General features: G+C 70.6%; 14 protein-coding genes. 10 read left to right on the forward strand and 4 right to left on the reverse strand.

Annotated features, from left to right (window positions below; translation table 11 throughout):
• Positions 1 to 231 precede the first annotated feature (231 nt).
• The gene (locus BWR60_RS05500; RefSeq protein WP_179221640.1) at positions 232 to 1,371 is read right to left on the reverse strand and encodes a porin; all 1,140 of its coding nucleotides are present in this window, start codon (positions 1,369 to 1,371) and stop codon (positions 232 to 234) included.
• A gap of 362 nt (positions 1,372 to 1,733) precedes the next feature.
• Here BWR60_RS05500 and BWR60_RS05505 point away from each other — a divergent pair, with 362 nt between their 5' ends.
• Positions 1,734 to 3,323, forward strand: coding sequence for a gamma-glutamyltransferase family protein (locus BWR60_RS05505; protein WP_218823355.1), 1,590 nt, complete (start codon positions 1,734 to 1,736; stop codon positions 3,321 to 3,323).
• A gap of 130 nt (positions 3,324 to 3,453) precedes the next feature.
• Positions 3,454 to 4,191, forward strand: coding sequence for a creatininase family protein (locus BWR60_RS05510; RefSeq protein ID WP_088150008.1), 738 nt, complete (start codon positions 3,454 to 3,456; stop codon positions 4,189 to 4,191).
• Here BWR60_RS05510 and BWR60_RS05515 read toward each other — a convergent pair.
• Positions 4,164 to 5,930 carry a VanW family protein gene (locus BWR60_RS05515; RefSeq protein ID WP_179221641.1) on the reverse strand — a complete coding sequence of 589 codons (1,767 nt, stop codon included), beginning with the start codon at positions 5,928 to 5,930 and terminating at the stop codon, positions 4,164 to 4,166. The genes BWR60_RS05510 and BWR60_RS05515 overlap by 28 nt on opposite strands.
• Positions 5,931 to 6,078: 148 nt before the next feature.
• Between BWR60_RS05515 and BWR60_RS05520 the strand changes: the two genes are divergently transcribed.
• From BWR60_RS05520 to BWR60_RS05530, 3 genes are all read left to right on the forward strand, one after another.
• Positions 6,079 to 7,035 carry a GlxA family transcriptional regulator gene (locus BWR60_RS05520; RefSeq protein ID WP_088150010.1) on the forward strand — a complete coding sequence of 319 codons (957 nt, stop codon included), beginning with the start codon at positions 6,079 to 6,081 and terminating at the stop codon, positions 7,033 to 7,035.
• A gap of 109 nt (positions 7,036 to 7,144) precedes the next feature.
• Complete coding sequence (locus BWR60_RS05525) at positions 7,145 to 8,068, forward strand: 3-keto-5-aminohexanoate cleavage protein (RefSeq protein WP_230982959.1); 924 nt, start codon at positions 7,145 to 7,147, stop codon at positions 8,066 to 8,068.
• A complete protein-coding gene (locus BWR60_RS05530) occupies positions 8,058 to 9,035 on the forward strand; it encodes an L-carnitine dehydrogenase (protein WP_088150011.1) in 978 nt (325 codons plus the stop codon). Before BWR60_RS05525 ends, BWR60_RS05530 begins: the two co-directional genes overlap by 11 nt.
• Before the next feature lie 273 nt (positions 9,036 to 9,308).
• On the opposite strand, the gene BWR60_RS05535 is transcribed toward BWR60_RS05530, so the two are convergent.
• Positions 9,309 to 10,253, reverse strand: a complete 945-nt coding sequence (locus tag BWR60_RS05535; protein ID WP_179221642.1) for a DMT family transporter — start codon at positions 10,251 to 10,253, stop codon at positions 9,309 to 9,311.
• A 341-nt stretch (positions 10,254 to 10,594) separates the two neighbouring features.
• Here BWR60_RS05535 and BWR60_RS05540 point away from each other — a divergent pair, with 341 nt between their 5' ends.
• The 4 genes from BWR60_RS05540 to BWR60_RS05555 all read left to right on the forward strand — a co-directional run bounded on the left by BWR60_RS05540 (position 10,595) and on the right by BWR60_RS05555 (position 15,331).
• Positions 10,595 to 12,130, forward strand: coding sequence for a sugar ABC transporter ATP-binding protein (locus tag BWR60_RS05540; RefSeq protein ID WP_218823356.1), 1,536 nt, complete (start codon positions 10,595 to 10,597; stop codon positions 12,128 to 12,130).
• A 214-nt stretch (positions 12,131 to 12,344) separates the two neighbouring features.
• On the forward strand, positions 12,345 to 13,331 hold the full coding sequence (locus tag BWR60_RS05545; RefSeq protein ID WP_088150014.1) for an ABC transporter permease: 987 nt from the start codon (positions 12,345 to 12,347) through the stop codon (positions 13,329 to 13,331).
• Entirely contained in the window at positions 13,328 to 14,302 is a 975-nt protein-coding gene (locus BWR60_RS05550) for an ABC transporter permease (protein WP_088150015.1), read from the forward strand. The genes BWR60_RS05545 and BWR60_RS05550 overlap by 4 nt, the downstream gene beginning before the upstream one ends.
• Positions 14,303 to 14,329: 27 nt before the next feature.
• On the forward strand, positions 14,330 to 15,331 hold the full coding sequence (locus BWR60_RS05555) for a substrate-binding domain-containing protein (protein WP_088150016.1): 1,002 nt from the start codon (positions 14,330 to 14,332) through the stop codon (positions 15,329 to 15,331).
• 158 nt (positions 15,332 to 15,489) lie between these two features.
• Here the strand turns inward: BWR60_RS05555 and BWR60_RS05560 are convergent, their stop codons facing one another.
• Positions 15,490 to 16,521: a LacI family DNA-binding transcriptional regulator gene (locus BWR60_RS05560; protein ID WP_179221643.1), complete on the reverse strand. Its 1,032-nt coding sequence runs from the start codon at positions 16,519 to 16,521 to the stop codon at positions 15,490 to 15,492.
• Positions 16,522 to 16,669: 148 nt separating this feature from the next.
• Between BWR60_RS05560 and BWR60_RS05565 the strand changes: the two genes are divergently transcribed.
• Entirely contained in the window at positions 16,670 to 17,758 is a 1,089-nt protein-coding gene (locus BWR60_RS05565) for a hypothetical protein (RefSeq protein WP_088150018.1), read from the forward strand.
• Positions 17,759 to 17,776: the final 18 nt, after the last annotated feature.

Below are 17,776 nucleotides of genomic sequence, written 5' to 3' on the forward strand. Positions count from 1 at the left end.
GACAAAAAGCCGGATTGCCGGCAAATTTCATAAAATAGTCACGAGCGTTCGGCCCGGCCGATGGCGGCGCATCGGCGGGCTGGCGGGTGGCCAGTCAGGCCCAGCAGGCCGTCCGGGACCGGGAATGGCGGGCGAGGGGAAGGCCGCGCTTCACGCCGGGGCCGGCAAGAGGAAGGGCGGCCCCTGGCGCCGCCCTTCAAGTCTGCTGGATGTCACACGGTTGGCTGCCGATCAGAAGCTGATGGCGAGGCCCGTGGTCAGGTTGGTCGACTCATAGTCCTTGCCGGCGCGGAACTCATTCCGCTCGTAGGACAGCTCGGTGAAGGTGTTCAGGCCCGGCGCCAGGTTGTAGAGGAACGAACCGATGACGCTGTGGTTGGCCTTCAGGTCGGACCCGCTGGTGAACTGCGAGTTCAGGCCGTTGTTCTTCTCGGCGGTGGTGTAGGCATAGCCGATCGAGACCACGAACGGGCCGCCATAGTAGGACAGGTCGCCGGTGATCGAGTCGATCGCCTTGTCGGAGCGGTAGGTGCTGGCGAAGTGCACCCAGTTCACGCTGCCGGCGAAGCCGCTCGAATGCACGATCTGGCCGCCGAGGCTGTAGGCCTCGTAGTCCTGGTTGCCCGAGACGCCGTTACCGGTGCCGGCCGAGGCCCGGGCCGTGACGGTCGTCCCGTCGAAGGTGTTGGTGTACTGCAGGCCGCCGGTGACGATGTTCTCGTACCGGGTGCTGCCGTCATTGAACAGGTCGTTGCGGCCGCCATTGCCGGCATGGCCGTTGCCACCCGCGACCGGGGTGAAGTCGATGCCGAAGGACACGCCGGAGAAGGACGGCGAGGTGTACTTGATCTTGGTGTCCTTGCCGTTCAGGCCGCCGATGCCGTAGGTCGGGTCGATGGCGTAGAAGGTGTCGGAACCGGCGAACAGGTTGAACTTGCCGTCCAGGCCGTCGCCCCAGCCGGCGCCGAGGCCCAGCTTGCCGTTCAGCGTGTCATGGGCATAGACGTAACCGAAGTCGCCGATCGCGTAGGGCGCGTCGCCGAAGGTCACCGTGCCGAAGCTGCCCTTGACGTACAGATAGGTGCGGTCGACGGTGACGTTGTTCTTCCGGTCCACATTGTTCATGCGGATGCGGGCGCCGTATTCCAGGCCGGAATCGGTGACGTTCTTGATGTCGAACTGCAGCCGCGCATTGGACAGGAAGTCGTAGTCGCGGTCGAAGCTGCTGTCATTGGTGTCGCTGATCGACAGGCCGGCCATGAAGCCGAGCCAGCCATTGATCTTCAGCGACAGACCCGAGGTGACGGGTGCGTCCGCCGCCTGGGCCGTGTTGATCCCTGCCGCGGCGGCCGCAAGGCACACCCCGAGCATCAAAACCTTCCGCATTGCTCGTCCCCCGTTGACGGATTGGGTCGCGTTTCGTCACGGCCTCGACCGTCCCCCGGCCAAAGCGCGCAGAACTTATGGGGCAGGTAGGACAAAAGCAATAGAGATTCAGTCAAAGCATTTCGGATCTGCGGTGAATTCAAATCGGTTTCGGTATAGTTACAGAATTATTTTAACATTCAAGAATGTATGTCTAGCGAGTGTCGTAAGAATACGATCATGCATGTATGTTTCGATTGGGGCGCTGTGATGCCGGCCGATCGGGGTCTGGAGGCGGCGGGGCATGGTTGCCAATAGGCCTCGCCGCCGATATCAACCAGGGGTTCGAACGCGGAAGGATGCAGCAGATGCAGCGGGATTTCGGCCGGCCGGGGCGCTCGGCGCTGATCGCGGGCGAGGCGGCGATCGCCACCTCCCACCCGCTGGCCTCGGCCGCGGGGCTCGAGGTGCTGATGGACGGCGGCAACGCGGTCGACGCGGCGCTGGCCGCGGTCGCGGTGCAATGCGTGGTCGAAGCCCACATGACCGGCATCGGCGGCGACTGCTTCGTGCTCTACGCCCCGGCCGGGCAGGACGCGCTGGCGCTGAACGGCAGCGGCCGTGCGCCGCGCGCCGCCTCGGCCGAGGCGCTGGCGGCCCAGGGGCTCGCCGCCATCCCGCAGCGCAGCCCGCATGCGGTGACCGTGCCGGGCGCGATCTCGGCCTGGTGCCGCCTGCATGCCGAGCACGGGTCGCTGCCGCTCGACCGGCTGTTCGCCCGCGCGATCCTCTATGCCGAGGAGGGCTATCCGGTGGCGCCGCGCGTCGCCTGGGATTGGGCCGAGGAGGCCGGCTTCCTGGCCGGCGATGCCGGCTGCCGCGCCGTCTTCCTGCCCGGCGGCCGGATTCCGGCGGTCGGCGACCGGCACGTCCAGCTGCTGCTCGGCGCCCGGCTGCGCGACATCGCCGCCCGCGGCGCCGCGGCTTTCTACGAGGGCGCGGTGGCGGAGTCTCTGGTCCGCTTCCTGCGGGCCCAGGGCGGCCTGCACACGCTGGAGGATTTCGCCGCCGGCCGCGAGGTCGCCAACTGGGTCGACCCGATCCGGCTCGACTACCGCGGCACCGAGGTGGTGGAGTGCCCGCCGAACGGCCAGGGGCTGGCGGCGCTGATGATCCTCGGCCTGCTCTCCGGCCAGGACATGGCGGCGGAGATGCCGGAGGCCGACCGCATCCATCTCCATGCCGAGGCGACCAAGATCGCCTATCACCACCGCGACGCGCTGATCTGCGACCCCGACCATCTGCCGCACGATCCGCGGACGCTGCTGTCGGAGGAGGTGCTGGGCGCGCTGCGCCGGCGCGTCGACCCGAAGCGCGCCGGCCGCCCGGCGCTGTGGACCGAGCCGGAGCACCGCGACACCGTCTATCTCTGCGTCGTCGACCGCGACGGCAACGCCGTCTCCTTCATCAATTCGATCTTCGACAGCTTCGGCGCCGGCCTGCTGGATCCCGAGACCGGCGTGCTGCTGCACAGCCGCGGCAGCTCCTTCCGGGTCGAGCCGGGGCACCCGAACGCGATCGGGCCGGGCAAGCGGCCGATGCACACCATCATCCCCGGCCTGCTGCGCCGCGACGGCCGCACCGCCGGCGTCTTCGGGGTGATGGGCGGGCACTACCAGGCCGCCGGCCAGGCGCAGTTCGTCTCCTCGATCATCGACCGCGGCCTCGACCCGCAGGCGGCGTTGGACCTGCCGCGCAGCTTCGCCTTCGACGGCGAGCTGCAGCTCGAACCGCGGGTCGGCGAGGCGGTGGCGGCGGAGCTTGCCGGCCGCGGCCACACGGTCGCGATCCGGGACGAGCCGCTGGGCGGCGGCCAGGCGATCCTGATCGACCATGAGCGCGGCGTTCTGGTCGCCGGCTCCGACCCCCGCAAGGACGGCTGCGCGCTGGGGATTTAGGTTAGGACGGGCCTTTCCCTCTCCTGTCATTGCAGGGCTTGACAGTGGAGAGGGCCGAGGCGGCCACATTTGACGGAACTCCTGGGCCGTTGCCGGATTGGACAAGGCGAACCCAGGAAAGGGAGGATCCATGCAGCTACAGCTCAGCTCCTGGCCGGAGATCGAGGCCTATCTCAAGACCTCGCACGGCGCGATCATGCCGATCGGCTCGACCGAGCAGCACGGCCCGAACGGGCTGATCGGCACCGACGCGCTGTGCGCCGAGGGCATCGGCCGCGGCGTCGGCGACAAGACCGGCGCGGTGGTCGGCCCGACCATCGGCGTCGGCATGGCACATCACCACATGACCTTCCCCGGCAGCATGACGCTGAAGCCGTCGACCCTGGTGCTGGTGATCCGCGACTATGTGATGGCCCTGGCCGAGCATGGCTTCGACCGCTTCCTGTTCGTCAACGGCCATGGCGGCAACATCGCCACCATCCAGGCCGCCTTCTACGAGATCTATTCCGAGCGGCGGGCGCTCGGCCGGCCGTCGATCCGCTGCCGCCTGGTCAACTGGTGGGACAATCCCGGCGTGCAGCGCCTGTCGAAGGAGCTGTACGGCGTGGCCGAGGGCAGCCACGCCACCGCCAGCGAGGTGGCGGTCACCCAGTATCTGTTTCCCGACCACATCAAGACGGCCGAGCTGGACCCGCCGATCGCGCCCTCGGGCCGGTTCTACGACGCCGACGACTATCGCCGCCGCTTCCCGGACGGCCGCATCGGCTCCAACCCCGGCCTGGCGACGCCGGAGCACGGCAAGCAGTTCTACGATGCGGCGGTGGCGGCGATCGCCGAAACCTATGCGGAGTTCCTGGCGGAAGCCTGACGCCGTCGCGGGGCGTCGCCCAGGGCCTGCAGCAGGGCTTCGCGCAGCGCCGCCGGATCGTCTTCCGGCACCAGGGTGACGCCTGGATCGGTGTCGAGGCCGCAGGCGGCGGTGGCGATCACCGGGATGCCCAGCGCCAGGGCGCGCAGCAGCGCCCGCGGCTGGTGCTCGACGACCGCCGGCAGCACCACGGCCGCCAGCGGGGACGGCCAGGCGCCGCCGGGCACCGTCCGTGCCGAGACGTTGCGCCAGAACGGCTTGTCGTGCTCGCGCGCCCGGCCGGTCACGGCCAGGTCGATGTCCAGCCCCTCGACCGCGTCGCGCAGCGCATAGGCGCCCTTGCGGCCCAGCGGCGAGGCCGGGAACAGGATGGTGCGGCCGCCGATCTCGGGCTGTGGCGCCGTACCGGTCTCCGGCAGCGTCCAGTCGAGATGCACCGCCCGGTCGGCGAAGCGGGCGGCGATGCCGGCATGCGGGGTGTAGAGGCGCGATGCTTCGGCCAGCGCCCCGGTCTCCGCCGCGACGATGTCGTCCGGCGCCCGGAAGTCGCCCAGGGTGGGGCTCTCGGGGCGGCGGGCCAGGGCCCGGTCCAGCCGGGCCTGCAGCGCCGCCAGCGGCCAGCGCTCCATCAGCACGTCGAAGCTGCGGCCCTGCAGGCAGCCCAGGCGCCAGAGATGGGGCAACAGCCCCTGGCTGACCACCAGATGGGTGTGGCGGTGGGACAGGCGGCGGGCATAGGCCTCGGCCAGCCGCCGGTCGAACTCCAGCATCGCCCGGGGCAGGGCGCCGCCCACCGCCGGCAGGCGGCGCAGCGCCCGGGACCGGGCCAGCGCGACCATCAGGGCGCGGCTCTCGCCGCCCGGCAGCTCCGGCCAGGCATAGCGGGCCCGGGCGGGCCAGCGCATCGGCAGGAACAACCGATCCTCCGGCCCGGCCTGGCCGCGCGCCAGCGCCGCGAATTCCGGCCAGCAGGCATCGACCAGCCAGGCGGTCGGCCGTCGCGTCATCTCGGGGCCTTTCGGCATGTGATGGCTGCAATCCTCCCGGACACAGCCGACGCAGTCATGGGCGGCCTCGCGCGGGGCCGGGAAACGGACCACGACACCGGAGGCCGGGGCCGCGGCGCTGCGGAATCGGATCTCCAGCTCCGCCCCGCTCAGCCGCGCCTCGATGCGGAAGGCGGCGCGGCTGCGGAAGCGCAGGTCGACATAGTTCCAGAACACGGTGGCGTCACGTCCGGCCGCGGCGCGTGACCCCGGCACCAGCCGGCTGTGGGCGTGGCGCTCGACGATCTCGAAGCCGGCCGCCAGCGCCGCCTCGTACAGCCCGTTCGACAGCTGGCACAGGCCCCCGCCGGTGCTGGCGACCAGGCAGCCCTCGCGCAGCTCGCGCCCGGCGACGAAGCCGCGCCGGCGTGAGGCGCGGCCGATCTGGCGCCAGAAGCTGAACACCGCGCCGGCCGGCACCTCGATGCCGTCCAGGGCGCGCACGGCCAGGCGCAGATTGTGGATCTTGCCGGCGGTCAGGTCATGCTCGGCCGCCCCGGCCGGCCCGGACCACAGCGGTGAGCGGATCTCGGCCACCACGGCGGCGCCGCGCAGCGCCGCGGCCCGCGCGTGGCGGGCCGGCCGGCGGGCGATCTCGCGCAGCGCCCGGCCGCCGCGGAGCAAGGCGGCCTTGCTGCCGAAGACCAGCGCATCCCATCGCGACGGGACCTTGTGATCCGCAGGCAATGTCATGACCGTTCCGCACCTCGCACCGGCTGAGGGCACAGTGGGCGCCCGGAAGATGGCCGGACGATGTCGCGGCGGTGGCGGCGCTGCGGACGGACTTGACGTCCATCCCCGCCGGCTTGATGAAAGGCGACGTTCCTCGATCGGGCCCGCCATGACCGACGCCCCCCGCCGCATCGGCTTCCTGCTGCTGCCGCAGTTCTCGATGATGGCCTTCGCCTCGGCGATCGAGCCGCTGCGCGTCGCCAACCGGCTGTTGCGGCGCCAGGTCTATCGCTGGACCATCTTCTCCGCCGACGGCCTGCCGGTGCCGGCCTCGAACGGCCTGCCGCTGCCGGCCGACGCGGTGGCCGGCAGCCAGGACGACCTGCCGATGCTGATCGTCTGCGCCGCCTTCGAGCCGCTGGCCGCGGTCACCCCGGCGCTGACCCGCTGGTTCCGCCGGCTCGACCGCGCCGGCGCCGTGCTGGGCGGCGTCGACACCGGCGGCTTCGCCCTCGCCTCCGCCGGGCTGCTCGACGGCTATCGCGCCACCGCGCATTGGGAGGCGCTGGACGGCTTCGCCGAGCAGTTCCCGCGGGTCGAGGCGCGCGCCTGCCTGTTCGAGACCGACCGCCGCCGCCTGACCTGCGCCGGCGGCACCGCGGCCTTGGACCTGATGCTGCAGATCATCCGCATGGACCATGGCGCGCCGCTGGCGGCGGCGGTGTCGGAGCAGTTCATCTACAACACCCTGCGCCACGCCGAGGACCGCCAGCGCCTGTCGGTGCCGCGGCAGCTCGACATCCGCGACAGCCGCCTGGCCCGGATGGTCGAGATCATGGAGCGCAACGTCGCCAGCCCGATCGCGGTCACCGCCCTGGCCCGCACCGTCGACATGTCGCCGCGCCAGGTCGAGCGGCTGTTCGCCCATCATCTCGGCAAGGGGCCGCAGGGCTTCTACCAGTCGCTGCGGCTGCAGCGGGCGCGGTCGATGGTGCAGTATTCCGACGACCCGCTGCTGGAGGTCGCGGTGGCTTGCGGCTTCGGCAGCTACGAGCATTTCTGCCGCTGCTACCGCCGCGAATTTGGTGTGCCGCCCAGCCGTGACAGAAGGGCCTCCGCCGCCTAGCGGAAAGCGTCAAGCTGCTGTCGCTCCCGATCAAGGTTCCGCCGGTAGCCCGGGCGTAGCCTGACCCTCGGGTGCCGGTTCGCCGGCGACACGGGGAGGTGGCCGGCAAATGGCCCTGCAGACAGACATCAACCGGCGCGTGATCGTGACCTGCGCCGTCACCGGCGCCGGCGACACGGTGGGCAAGCACCCGGCGATCCCGGTGACGCCGCAGCAGATCGCCGACGCGGCGCTGGAGGCGGCGAAGGCCGGCGCCACCGTGGCCCATATCCATGTCCGCAACCCCGAGACCGGCAAGCCCAGCCGCGACCCGGCGCTGTATCGTGAGGTGGTGGACCGCATCCGCTCCTCGGGGGTCGACATCGTCATCAACCTGACCGCCGGCATGGGCGGCGACCTGGTGATCGGGCCGCAGGACAATCCGACGGCATTCGGCGCCGACACCGACCTGGTCGGCGGCATCGACCGGCTGCCGCATGTCGAGCAGCTGCTGCCGGAGATCTGCACCCTCGATTGCGGCTCGCTGAACTTCGGCGACGGCTCGCTGGTCTATGTCTCCACCCCCGACATCCTGCGCAAGCAGGCGAAGCGGATCCAGGAGCTCGGCGTGAAGCCGGAGCTGGAGATCTTCGACACCGGCAATCTGTGGTTCGCCCGGCGGATGGTGGAGGAGGGGCTGCTCGACGCGCCGCCCTTGTTCCAGCTGTGCCTCGGCATCCCCTGGGGCACGCCGCCCGACCCGCGGATGATGCTGGCGATGCGCGACATGCTGCCGGACGGCGCGGTCTGGGCCGGCTTCGCCATCGGCCGGCTGCAGCTGCCCTTCGTCGCCCAGGCGGTGCTGCTGGGCGGCCATGTCCGGGTCGGGCTCGAGGACAACCTCTATCTCGACAAGGGCGTCTACGCCTCTAACGGCAGCCTGGTCGAGCGGGCGCGGACCATCATCGAGGCGATGGGGTCGAAGGTGATGACGCCGGCCGAGGCGCGCAGCCATCTCGGCCTCAAGGCGAAGGGGCAGGCCCATGCCGCGTGAGATCCGCACTCTCGGCATCGTCGGCGGCGGCGTCATCGGCAGCGGCTGGGCCGCCCGCGCCCTGGCCCGCGGCTTGGATGTGGTCGCCTGGGACCCCTCGCCGAATGGGGAGAAGGCGCTGCGCGACGCGGTCGCCAATGCCTGGCCGGCCCTGACCCGCATCGGGCTGGCCGCGGGCGCGAGCCCGGAGCGGCTGCGCGTCGTCGGTTCGGCCGAGGCGGTCGCGGCCGCGGCCGATTTCGTGCAGGAGAGCGCGCCGGAGCGGATCGAGCTGAAGCGCAAGCTGCATCATGCCATGGCGGAAGCCGCACCGGCGGACGTGATCCTCGGCTCCTCCTCCTCGGGCCTGCTGCCGAGCGAGATCCAGGAGGGCGCGCGGCATCCGGAACGGATTGTCATCGGCCATCCCTTCAACCCGGTCTATCTGCTGCCGCTGGTCGAGGTGGTGGGCGGCAGGCAGACGGCGCCGGAGACCATCAAGACGGCCTCGGCCTTCTACGCCTCGCTGGGCATGAAGCCGCTGCATGTCCGCAACGAGATCGACGGCTATATCGCCGACCGCCTCCTGGAGGCGCTGTGGCGCGAGGCGCTGCACCTGGTGGCCGACGGCATCGCCACGACCAGGGAGATCGACGAGGCGATCTGCTTCGGCGCGGGCATCCGCTGGGCCTTCATGGGCACCAACCTGACCTATCACCTCGCCGGCGGCGAGGGCGGCATGCGGCATATGCTGGAGCAGTTCGGCCCGGCGCTGGAGCTGCCCTGGACCAAGCTGGTGGCGCCGAAGCTGACCGACACGCTGATCGACCGCATGGTCGAGGGCACGCAGGAGCAGGCGGGCGGCTGGCCAATCAAGAAGATCGAGCGCTGGCGCGACGAGCGCATCATCCGGATCCTGCAGGCGCTGGAGGGCGCCGACCGCGACACCGGCCACCCGACCTACGATCCGCGGCCCGGCACCTTCTGAGCCGCCCCCGATCCCCGCGCCGCGGGGATGGCGCGGCCGGGGCGGTTGCGAGCCCCGGCCGCCGTTCGCCTGACTCCGCCCGGCCGGGTCCGCCCCGGCCGGGCTTTTTCATTCCCGCCCCTTATCTGGCGTCCAACCATTGTCTCGTCATGGCGAGGAGCGCAGCGACGCGGCCATCCAGAGGCCAGTGCGAGCGGCCCTGGATGGCCACGCCCCTTCGGGGCTCACCATGACGGGAATGACCGGAAAGGGCTGCCTTAAAGGCCGTCAGTATTACTTCACATGCGCCCGCAGGGTACGGCCGCGGATGCGCTCGCGGTGCATGATGTAGAGGCTGGAGGCGATGACGATGCAGGCCCCGGTCACGATGAAAGGGTCGATCCGGTTGCCGAAGAACAGGCTGCCATAGGCCAGCGCCCAGACGATCATGGTGTACTGCATCGGCGCGATGGTGCTGGCCGGCGCCAGCGACAGCGCCCGCACCACCAGGAACTGCGCCGATCCCATCAGCAGGCCGGCGGCGCCGACGCGCAGCACGTCGAACCAGCTCGGCAGCTGGAACACGAACAGCGCGATCGGCAGGCTGGTCACCAGCAGGCCCAGCATCACCGCCGTCACCATCACCGCCCGCTGCTCGTCGCGGCTGATCTTGCGCATGATCAGCACCACCCCGGCGCCGGTGAAGACCGAGCCGAGGGCCGAGAGATGGCCCAGCGTCAGCGTCTCGAAGCCCGGCCGGACCATGACGAGGATGCCCAGGAACCCGACCACCACCGCGGCCCAGCGATGGGCCCGCACCTGCTCGCCCAGGATCGGGATCGACAGGATGGTCACCACCATCGGGGTGCAGAAGGCGATGGCGTAGACCTCGGCCAGCGGCAGGGCGGAGAAGGCGTAGAAGCCGAAGATCGTGCCGATCCCGGCCAGCAGGCCGCGCAGCATGATCAGCCGCGGATGCGCCGCCCGCATCCGGCCGAGCCCGCCGTCGCGGCGCAGCATGATCAGGATCGGGATGCAGGCGAAGGCGACCTGCATCGGGATGATCTGGAAGATCGAATAGGTGGCGGTCAACCCCTTCACCAGCGCGTCGCTGGACGCGAACATCAGATTGGCGAGGAGCGAGCACAGCACGCCGAGCAGCGGCGTCTCGATCGCGGAGGTGGTGGGCGGGGATGACGCAGCGGCCGGCGGTGCGGCGGGCACGTTTGCAGGGGCCATCGGGACAGTCTCGTCGCCGCGCCGCCAGAATCGCATGGTCGTTCCGTCCCCTCCGGGGCGAAGGCTGCCAGGCCCACCCCGTATGTCAGGCATACGCTAGCCGGCGGAAAACGGGTGGTGAAAGCCGGAAGGGCTGGCATGCGCGCCGGGCGGTTGCTGCTTGTGGAAACGTTTTAACAACACCCATCCACGGCAATTCCCAATCTTGGTAAAATAAGCGTTCTCCAGGGCTATCCGACGGATGTTGACGTTCACACGGATTCATCCAAACATGGCGCAACGGTCAGACAAATAGGCGCCGGCGCGGTCGGACCCGCGGTGAGAGCGCCGAGGGGAGGGATGTGAGCGCTGTCGCCTCGTCCGAACGGCCTGCAGGAGCGGCGGTGATCGCCGCCGAGGGCATCTCGAAATCCTTCGCCGGGGTTGAGGTGCTGCGCGGCATCGACCTCGCTTTGGCCGGCGGCGAGATCCATGCGTTGCTGGGCGAGAACGGTGCCGGCAAATCGACCTTCGCCCGCATCCTGGCCGGGGTGCACAGGCCCAGCGCCGGGCGCCTGCTGCTGCAGGGGCGGCATGTGGAGATCGGCTCGCCGCTCGAGGCGCAGCGCCTGGGCATCACCCTGATCCATCAAGAGCCGATCTCCTTCCCGGATCTGTCGGTGGCGGAGAACCTGTTCATCGGCGGCGGGGAAGGGGGGGCCTTCACCCGGGTGCGCTGGCGCGGCATGGCGGCCGAGGCCCGGCGGCTGATGGACGATCTCGGCGTCGCCATCGACGTCACCCGGCCGACCGGCGGCCTGTCGATCGCCGACCAGCAGATGGTCGAGATCGCCCGGGCGCTGGCCGCCGACAGCCGGCTGATCCTGATGGACGAGCCGACGGCGCCCTTGACCCCGCGCGAGGTCGAGGCCCTGTTCGCCATCGTCCGCCGGCTGCGCGCCGAGGGCCGCGCCGTCGTCTTCATCAGCCACCGGCTGGAGGAGGTGCGGGCGCTGTGCGACCGGGTCACCATCTTCCGCGACGGCGAGCGGGTGGCGACCGCCGCGGCCGCCGACCTGCCGGATGCCGAGATCATCCGGCTGATGATCGGCCGGCCGCTCAAGGCCTTCCTGCACAAGGAGAAGGCGGCGATCGGCGAGATCGCGCTGGAGGTCGAGGGGCTGGGCCGCGCCGGCCGCTTCGCCGATATCGGCTTCACCCTGCGGCGGGGCGAGGTGCTGGGCATGGCCGGGCTGGTCGGCGCCGGCCGCACCGACGTGGCCCGGGCGCTGTTCGGTATCGCCCCGGCCGATCGCGGCCGGATCCGGGTGAAGGGGCGGGAGGTGGCGATCACCGACCCCGCCCGGGCGATCGACCTCGGCCTCGCCTATGTGCCGGAGGACCGGGCCGCCGCCGGCATCTTCCGGTCGCTGCCGGTCGACCAGAACATCACCGCCGCGGCGCCGGGCCGGATCGCGCGGCGCGGTGTGATCAGCCCGGCGGCGGAGCGGGCGGCGGCGCGCGGCGCCATCGACAGGCTGCGCATCCGCCTGGCCTCGCCGCGCCAACCGATCGGCGAGCTGTCCGGCGGCAACCAGCAGAAGGCAATCCTGGCGCGCTGGCTGATGACCGACCCGCAGATCCTGATCCTGGACGAGCCGACGCGCGGCATCGACATCGGCGTGAAGGCGGAGTTCCACGACATGATCAACGCGCTGGCGGCGGACGGAAGGGCGATCCTGTTGATCTCCTCCGAGCTGCCGGAGCTGCTGACGCTGAGCGACCGCATCCTGGTGATGTCCGAGGGCCGGCTGACCGCCGAGTTCAGCCGCGCCGAGGCGACGCAGGAGGCGATCATGGCCGCCGCCGTTCCCCGCCGCCGGGTGGAGGGGGCGTGATGCGGCTCTCCTCTTTGCGCTTCCGCTCTCCCCCTCACCCTCCCGTCGCCAACGCGACGGGCCCCTCCCTCTCCCCAAGGAGAGGGAACAAAAGGGCGCGGCCTCATACCTCTCCCTGGGGAGAGGTCGAAATCGCGCAGCGATTTCGGGTGAGGGAGTGGCCCAGGCCCCTCCTGTTCGAGCCGATCGCTCCAGCCGGAATAGGGGCTCTCCGATGACCGCCCTGACCCGCCTGCTCGCGGCGCGGGAGGCCGGCATCGTGGTGATGCTGGTGCTGTTCTATGCCGTGGTCGGCGCCATCGAGCCGCGCTTCCTGACCTGGGAGACCTTCCGCATCGTGCTGCTGGCCATCCCGCTGATCCTGGTCGCGGCGATGGGGCAGATGATGGTGATCCTGGCCCGCCATGTCGACCTGTCGATCGGTTCGGTGCTCGGCTTCGCCGCCATCGGCGTCGGCATGATCTTCCGCGACGTCCCCGACTTCCCGATCTGGCTCGGCTTCCTGCTGGCGATGGCGATCGGCGCCGGCCTCGGCCTAGTCAACGGCCTGGTCGTCACCCTGTTCGGCCTGCCGTCGATCATCGTCACGCTGGGCACGATGAGCCTGTTCCGCGGGCTGGTCTTCATCCTGTCCGGCGGGCGGCAGGTCGACCCCAACCACATCCCGCCGGCCCTGATCCGCATGGCCCAGACCTCGCCGGTCGGCATCCCCTGGATCGTGCTGATCGCCTTCGCGGTCGCCATCGCCACCCATCTGGCGCTGCGCCACCTCCGCTTCGGCCGCGAGATCTACGCCATCGGCTCGAACCCGCCGGCGGCGCGGCTGCGCGGCATCCGGGTGGTGCCGGTCACGCTCGCCGTCTTCGCCCTGTCCGGCGCCTGCGCCGGCCTCGCCGGCCTGCTCTACGCCTCCCGCTTCGGCTATGTGAACCCTGGCATCACCGGCGTCGGCTTCGAGCTGACGGTGATCGCCGCCGTGGTCATCGGCGGGGTCAGCATCAATGGCGGCACCGGCAGCGTCGCCGGCACCGCGCTCGGCGTGCTGCTGCTCGGCTCGGTCACCGTGGCGCTGCCGATCCTCGGCATCTCCGGCTTCTGGCAGAACGCGATCTACGGCGCCATCATCATCCTGGCGCTGGTGATCGACCGCTCGGTCCGCGAAGGCGGCCTCGCCCATCTCTGGCGCCGGGGGCCGGCATGACGGTGCTGCCGATGGAACGACCCGCCTTCTCCTGGCGCCGCGCGCTGCTGCGGCCGGAGACGATGACCTTCCTGCTGCTGGTCGCGGCCGCCATCGCCGGCACCCAGCTGTCGCCGTTCTTCGCCGATCTCGGCTTCGTGCTGGAAAGCGCGACCTATTCGATCGAGTTCGGCATCGTCGCCCTGGTCCTGACCATGATCGTGATCTCGGGCGAGATCGACCTGTCGGTGGCGGCGATGATGGCGCTGTCCACCTGCCTGTTCGCGCTGGCGGCCAAGGCCGGGCTGCCGATGCCCGCCGCCATGGCGCTGGGCGTCCTGGCCGGGGCGGCGATGGGCGGGTTCAACGCGCTGCTGGTCACCTGGCTGCGCCTGCCGTCGATCATCGTCACCATCGGCACCATGACGCTGTATCGCGGCATCGCCCAGATCTTCGCCGGCGACCGGTCGATCGGCGGCTTCCCGGACTGGTTCGTCGGCATCGACTTCGTCGAGATCGGCATCGTGCCGGTGCCGGTGATCATCTTCGTCGTGCTGGCCCTGCTGCTGGGCCTGCTGCTGGGCCGCACCGTGTTCGGCCGGCAGATCTACCAGACCGGCACCAGCGAGACCGCGGCGCGCCATGCCGGCATCCGGGTCGACCGGCTGAAGACCCTGCTGTTCGTCGCCTCCGGCGTGGTCTCGGCCCTGGCCGGGCAGATGATGGCCTCGCGCCTCGGCTCGGTCCGCTACGACCTGGCGGCCGGCGGCGAGCTGCAGATGGTGCTGATCGTGATGCTGGGCGGCACCTCGATCTTCGGCGGCCGCGGCACCATCGCCGGCACCTTCCTGGCGCTGTGGCTCTTGGTGATCATCCAGACCGGCATGACCGTGGCCAACATCGCGATCGAGGCGCAGCTGACCGTGCTGGGCCTGCTGCTGATCCTGTCGATCATCGCCTCGAACGCGCTCACCGCCGCCCGTCGACGCTGAACCAAGTCAAACAAGGAGGAGGAAATCATGCCCCGGACCAAGCTTCTCACCGCCCTGGCGGTCGCCGCCGGCCTGCTCGCCGGCCCGGCGCTCGCGGCCGACCCGGTCAAGATCGTGTACATTCCGAAGAACACCGGAAACCCCTATTTCGACAGCATCATCAAGGGCTTCGAGGATGGCTGCAAGGAGCTGGGCTGCGAGTTCACCACGGTGGCCCCGGCGACGCCGGACGCCACCTCGCAGATCCCCTTTGTCACCGCCCAGATCCAGCGCGGCGTCAACGTCATCGCCATCTCGCCGAACAGCCCGGACGCGCTGAACCAGATCTTCGACCGCGCCCGGTCGCGCGGCGTGAAGATCCTGGTGGTGAACTCCGACGTGCCGGGCAACGAGGCGCATCGCGACGCCGCCATCCTGCCGGTCGACTTCTCGCAGACCGGCGGCGCCCAGGTCGAGCTGATGGGGTCGATGATCGGCTACAAGGGCGAGGTCGCGATCCTGTCCGCCACCACCGACGCGCCGGACCAGAATGTCTGGATCGCCGACATGAAGAAGGCGCTGGAGACCAACGCCAAGTACAAGGACATGAAGCTGGTCACCACCGCCTATGGCGATGACGATCCGCAGAAGAGCACGACCGAGACCGAGGCGCTGCTGGCCAACTATCCGAACCTGGCCGGCATCATCTCGCCGACCACGGTCGGCGTCGCCGCCGCGGCCCAGGTGGTGGAGACGGCGGGCAAGGCCGACAAGGTCAAGGTCACCGGCCTCGGCACCCCGAACCAGATGCGCCGCTTCATCGAGAACGGCACGGTCACCGCCTTCCAGCTGTGGAGCCCGTACAATGAGGGCTGGCTGGCCTCGCATCTCGCGGTCGGGGTGATGGGCGGCAAGATCGACCTGAAGCCGGGGAGCAGCTTCGAGGTGCCGAAGCTGGGCACGATCAAGATCGGCGACAACGCCCAGATCCTGACCCAGTCGCAGCCGACCACCTTCGACAAGAGCAACATCGGGGAGTTCAATTTCTGAGAGGCCCTGCGGCGGCGGCGTTCCAGGGCGTCGCCGCGCCTCTTTTAATGTCATCCTCGGGCTTGACCCGAGGATCCAGGGGCTTTCAAGAGCCGCTCTCGGTGGCCCCTGGATTGCCGGGTCAAGCCCGGCAATGACAACCAGGGGTGGGTGTTGGCCTACCGCTTCCCCTTCGGCCGGCCGATCGAGCCGTGCAGCACCACGCTGCTGCCCAGCAACACCCGGCGCGGCGGGGCGTCGAGGCCGTCCAGCCGCTCAAGCAGCATGCGGGCGGCGGTGGCGCCGACCTCGGCCATGTCGCGGTCGATCACCGTGATCGGCGGGTCGACCAGCTCCGCCAGCACCCGGTCGTCGGCCCCGGCCAGCGACAGGTCCCGCGGCACCGACAGGCCCAGCAGCCGGATCGCGCGCAGGGCGCCCTGGAAGATCTCGTTGCCGCCGGCGATCAGTGCGGTCGGCGGCTTCGGCCCGGTCAGCAGGTCATGTGCCTCGGCCGCGCCGTACTCCGCCGTCTGGGCGCGGGAGCGGATCAGCCGCTCCTCCGCAGCCAGCCCGGCCTCGGCCAGCGCCTTGCGGAAGGCCTCGGCGCGGGCGCGGCCGGGGCGGATCTTCTCCGACGCCGTGATCAGCGCGATCCGCCGGTGGCCCTGCGCCACCATCTGCTTCACCAGGGTCTCGATCGGCCGCGCATGGTCGCTGTAGACCACGTCGGCCGCCACCGGCACGTCGCGGTCCAGGATCACCAGCGGCACGCCGATCCGGCCCAGCCGCTCGACCACGGGGCCGTGCGTCTCGTCCGCCAGGGTGACGATCAGCCCGTCCATCTGGCGCTGCTGCGCCGCCTCCAGGAAGGCCAGCTCCCTGGCCGGCGAGCGGTTGGAGGAGACGGCGAACAGCATGTAGCCGGCGGCGGACAGCACCGGCTCGGCCCCGATGGCGACGCGCGAGAACACCGGGTTGGCCATGTCCGGGATCAGGAAGCCGATGGTCCGGGTGCGGCTGGTGCGCATGGTCCGGGCCGCGGCGTTGGGCTGGTAGCCGGTCTCGGCCATCGCCGCCAGCACGCGGGCCCGCGTCGCCTCCGCCACCCGGGCGCTGCCGCCGGCGACGCGCGAGACGGTGCCGATCGACACCGAAGCCCGCGCCGCGACGTCGCGGATCGTCGGCCGGCGCGCCGGGAAAACGTTCACAGGGGAAGGCTTCGTGCGATCGGCCATGGCGTGCCCAGAGTCTCGCCGGAATCGCCGGCCGCTGCAATCGGCCGATGATGTTGACGTTTACACGCTCGTGAAGCTGCGGCATCGATGCTACGAGGCGTGGGGCTTCCGGGAGAGGGCGATGATCGAGTTCGGTGTCGATGCGGTCCAGATCGTGTTCAACCCGGAGGGCGGGCACCTGCACGATGTGGTGGTGCGCTGGAACGGGCGGGAGATCCGGCCGACGCACCGGGCGCCCTGGATCGACAGCGGCGAGACGCTGCCGGACGACATCCCGCTCGGGCTGCGCAACCTGGCCGGCGATTTCTTCTGTGCCCCCTTCGCCGACAGCGACCTGGACGGCGCGCCTGGCCATGGCTGGACCGGCAACGGCCATTGGGAGGTCGACGGCATCGACCGGGAGACCGGCGGCGTCACCGCCCGCTTCACGCTGCAGGAGAAGGTGTTCGGCGCCACCGTGCGCAAGGCGGTGACGCTGCGCCAGGGCCAGCCGATCGTCTATCAGCGCCATGTCTTCGAGGGCGGCGCCGGGACGCTGCCGATGGCGCATCACGCCATGATCCGGGCGCCGGGCGGCGCCACGCTCAGCTTCTCGCCCAAGGCCTTCGGCATCACCCCGCCGACCCCGGTCGAGCCCGACCCTTCGCGCGGGCGATCGGTGCTGGCCTATCCGCAGCGCATCGCCGGGCTCGAGGCCGTGCGCCTGGCCGACGGCCGCACGGTCGACGCTTCGCGCTACCCCTTCGCCGACAGCCATGAGGACATCGTGCTGCTGGCCGAGGCGCCGGGTTCGACGCTCGGCTGGTCGGCGGCGCTGGCGGCGCGCGAGGGCTTCCTGTTCTTCGGGCTGAAGGACCCGCGCCGGCTGCCCTTCACCATGCTATGGATGAGCAATGGCGGCCGCGACTACCCGCCCTTCTCCAGCCGGCACCGCCATGTGCTGGGGATCGAGGAAGGCTGCATGTACCTGCATCTCGGCCACCGCGCCTCGATGGCGCCGAACCCGCTGACCGAAGAGGGCTATCCGACCGCGATCGCGCTGCAGCCGGCGGGGCGGGTCGAGATCGCCTATGCCTTCGGCGCCATCCCGGCCGAGCCGGGCTGGGACCGGGTCGAGGCGATCGGCCGCGGCCCCGCCGGGCTCGACCTGCGCATCGCCGGCGGCCCGGTGGTGACGCTGCCCTTCGAGGCGGAGCGCATCGGGCTCTGAGGTGTCTTTTTCGCGGGG

The organism is Inquilinus limosus (assembly GCF_002195995.1).
In the GTDB taxonomy this organism is placed as follows: Bacteria; Pseudomonadota; Alphaproteobacteria; order DSM-16000; family Inquilinaceae; genus Inquilinus; species Inquilinus limosus_C.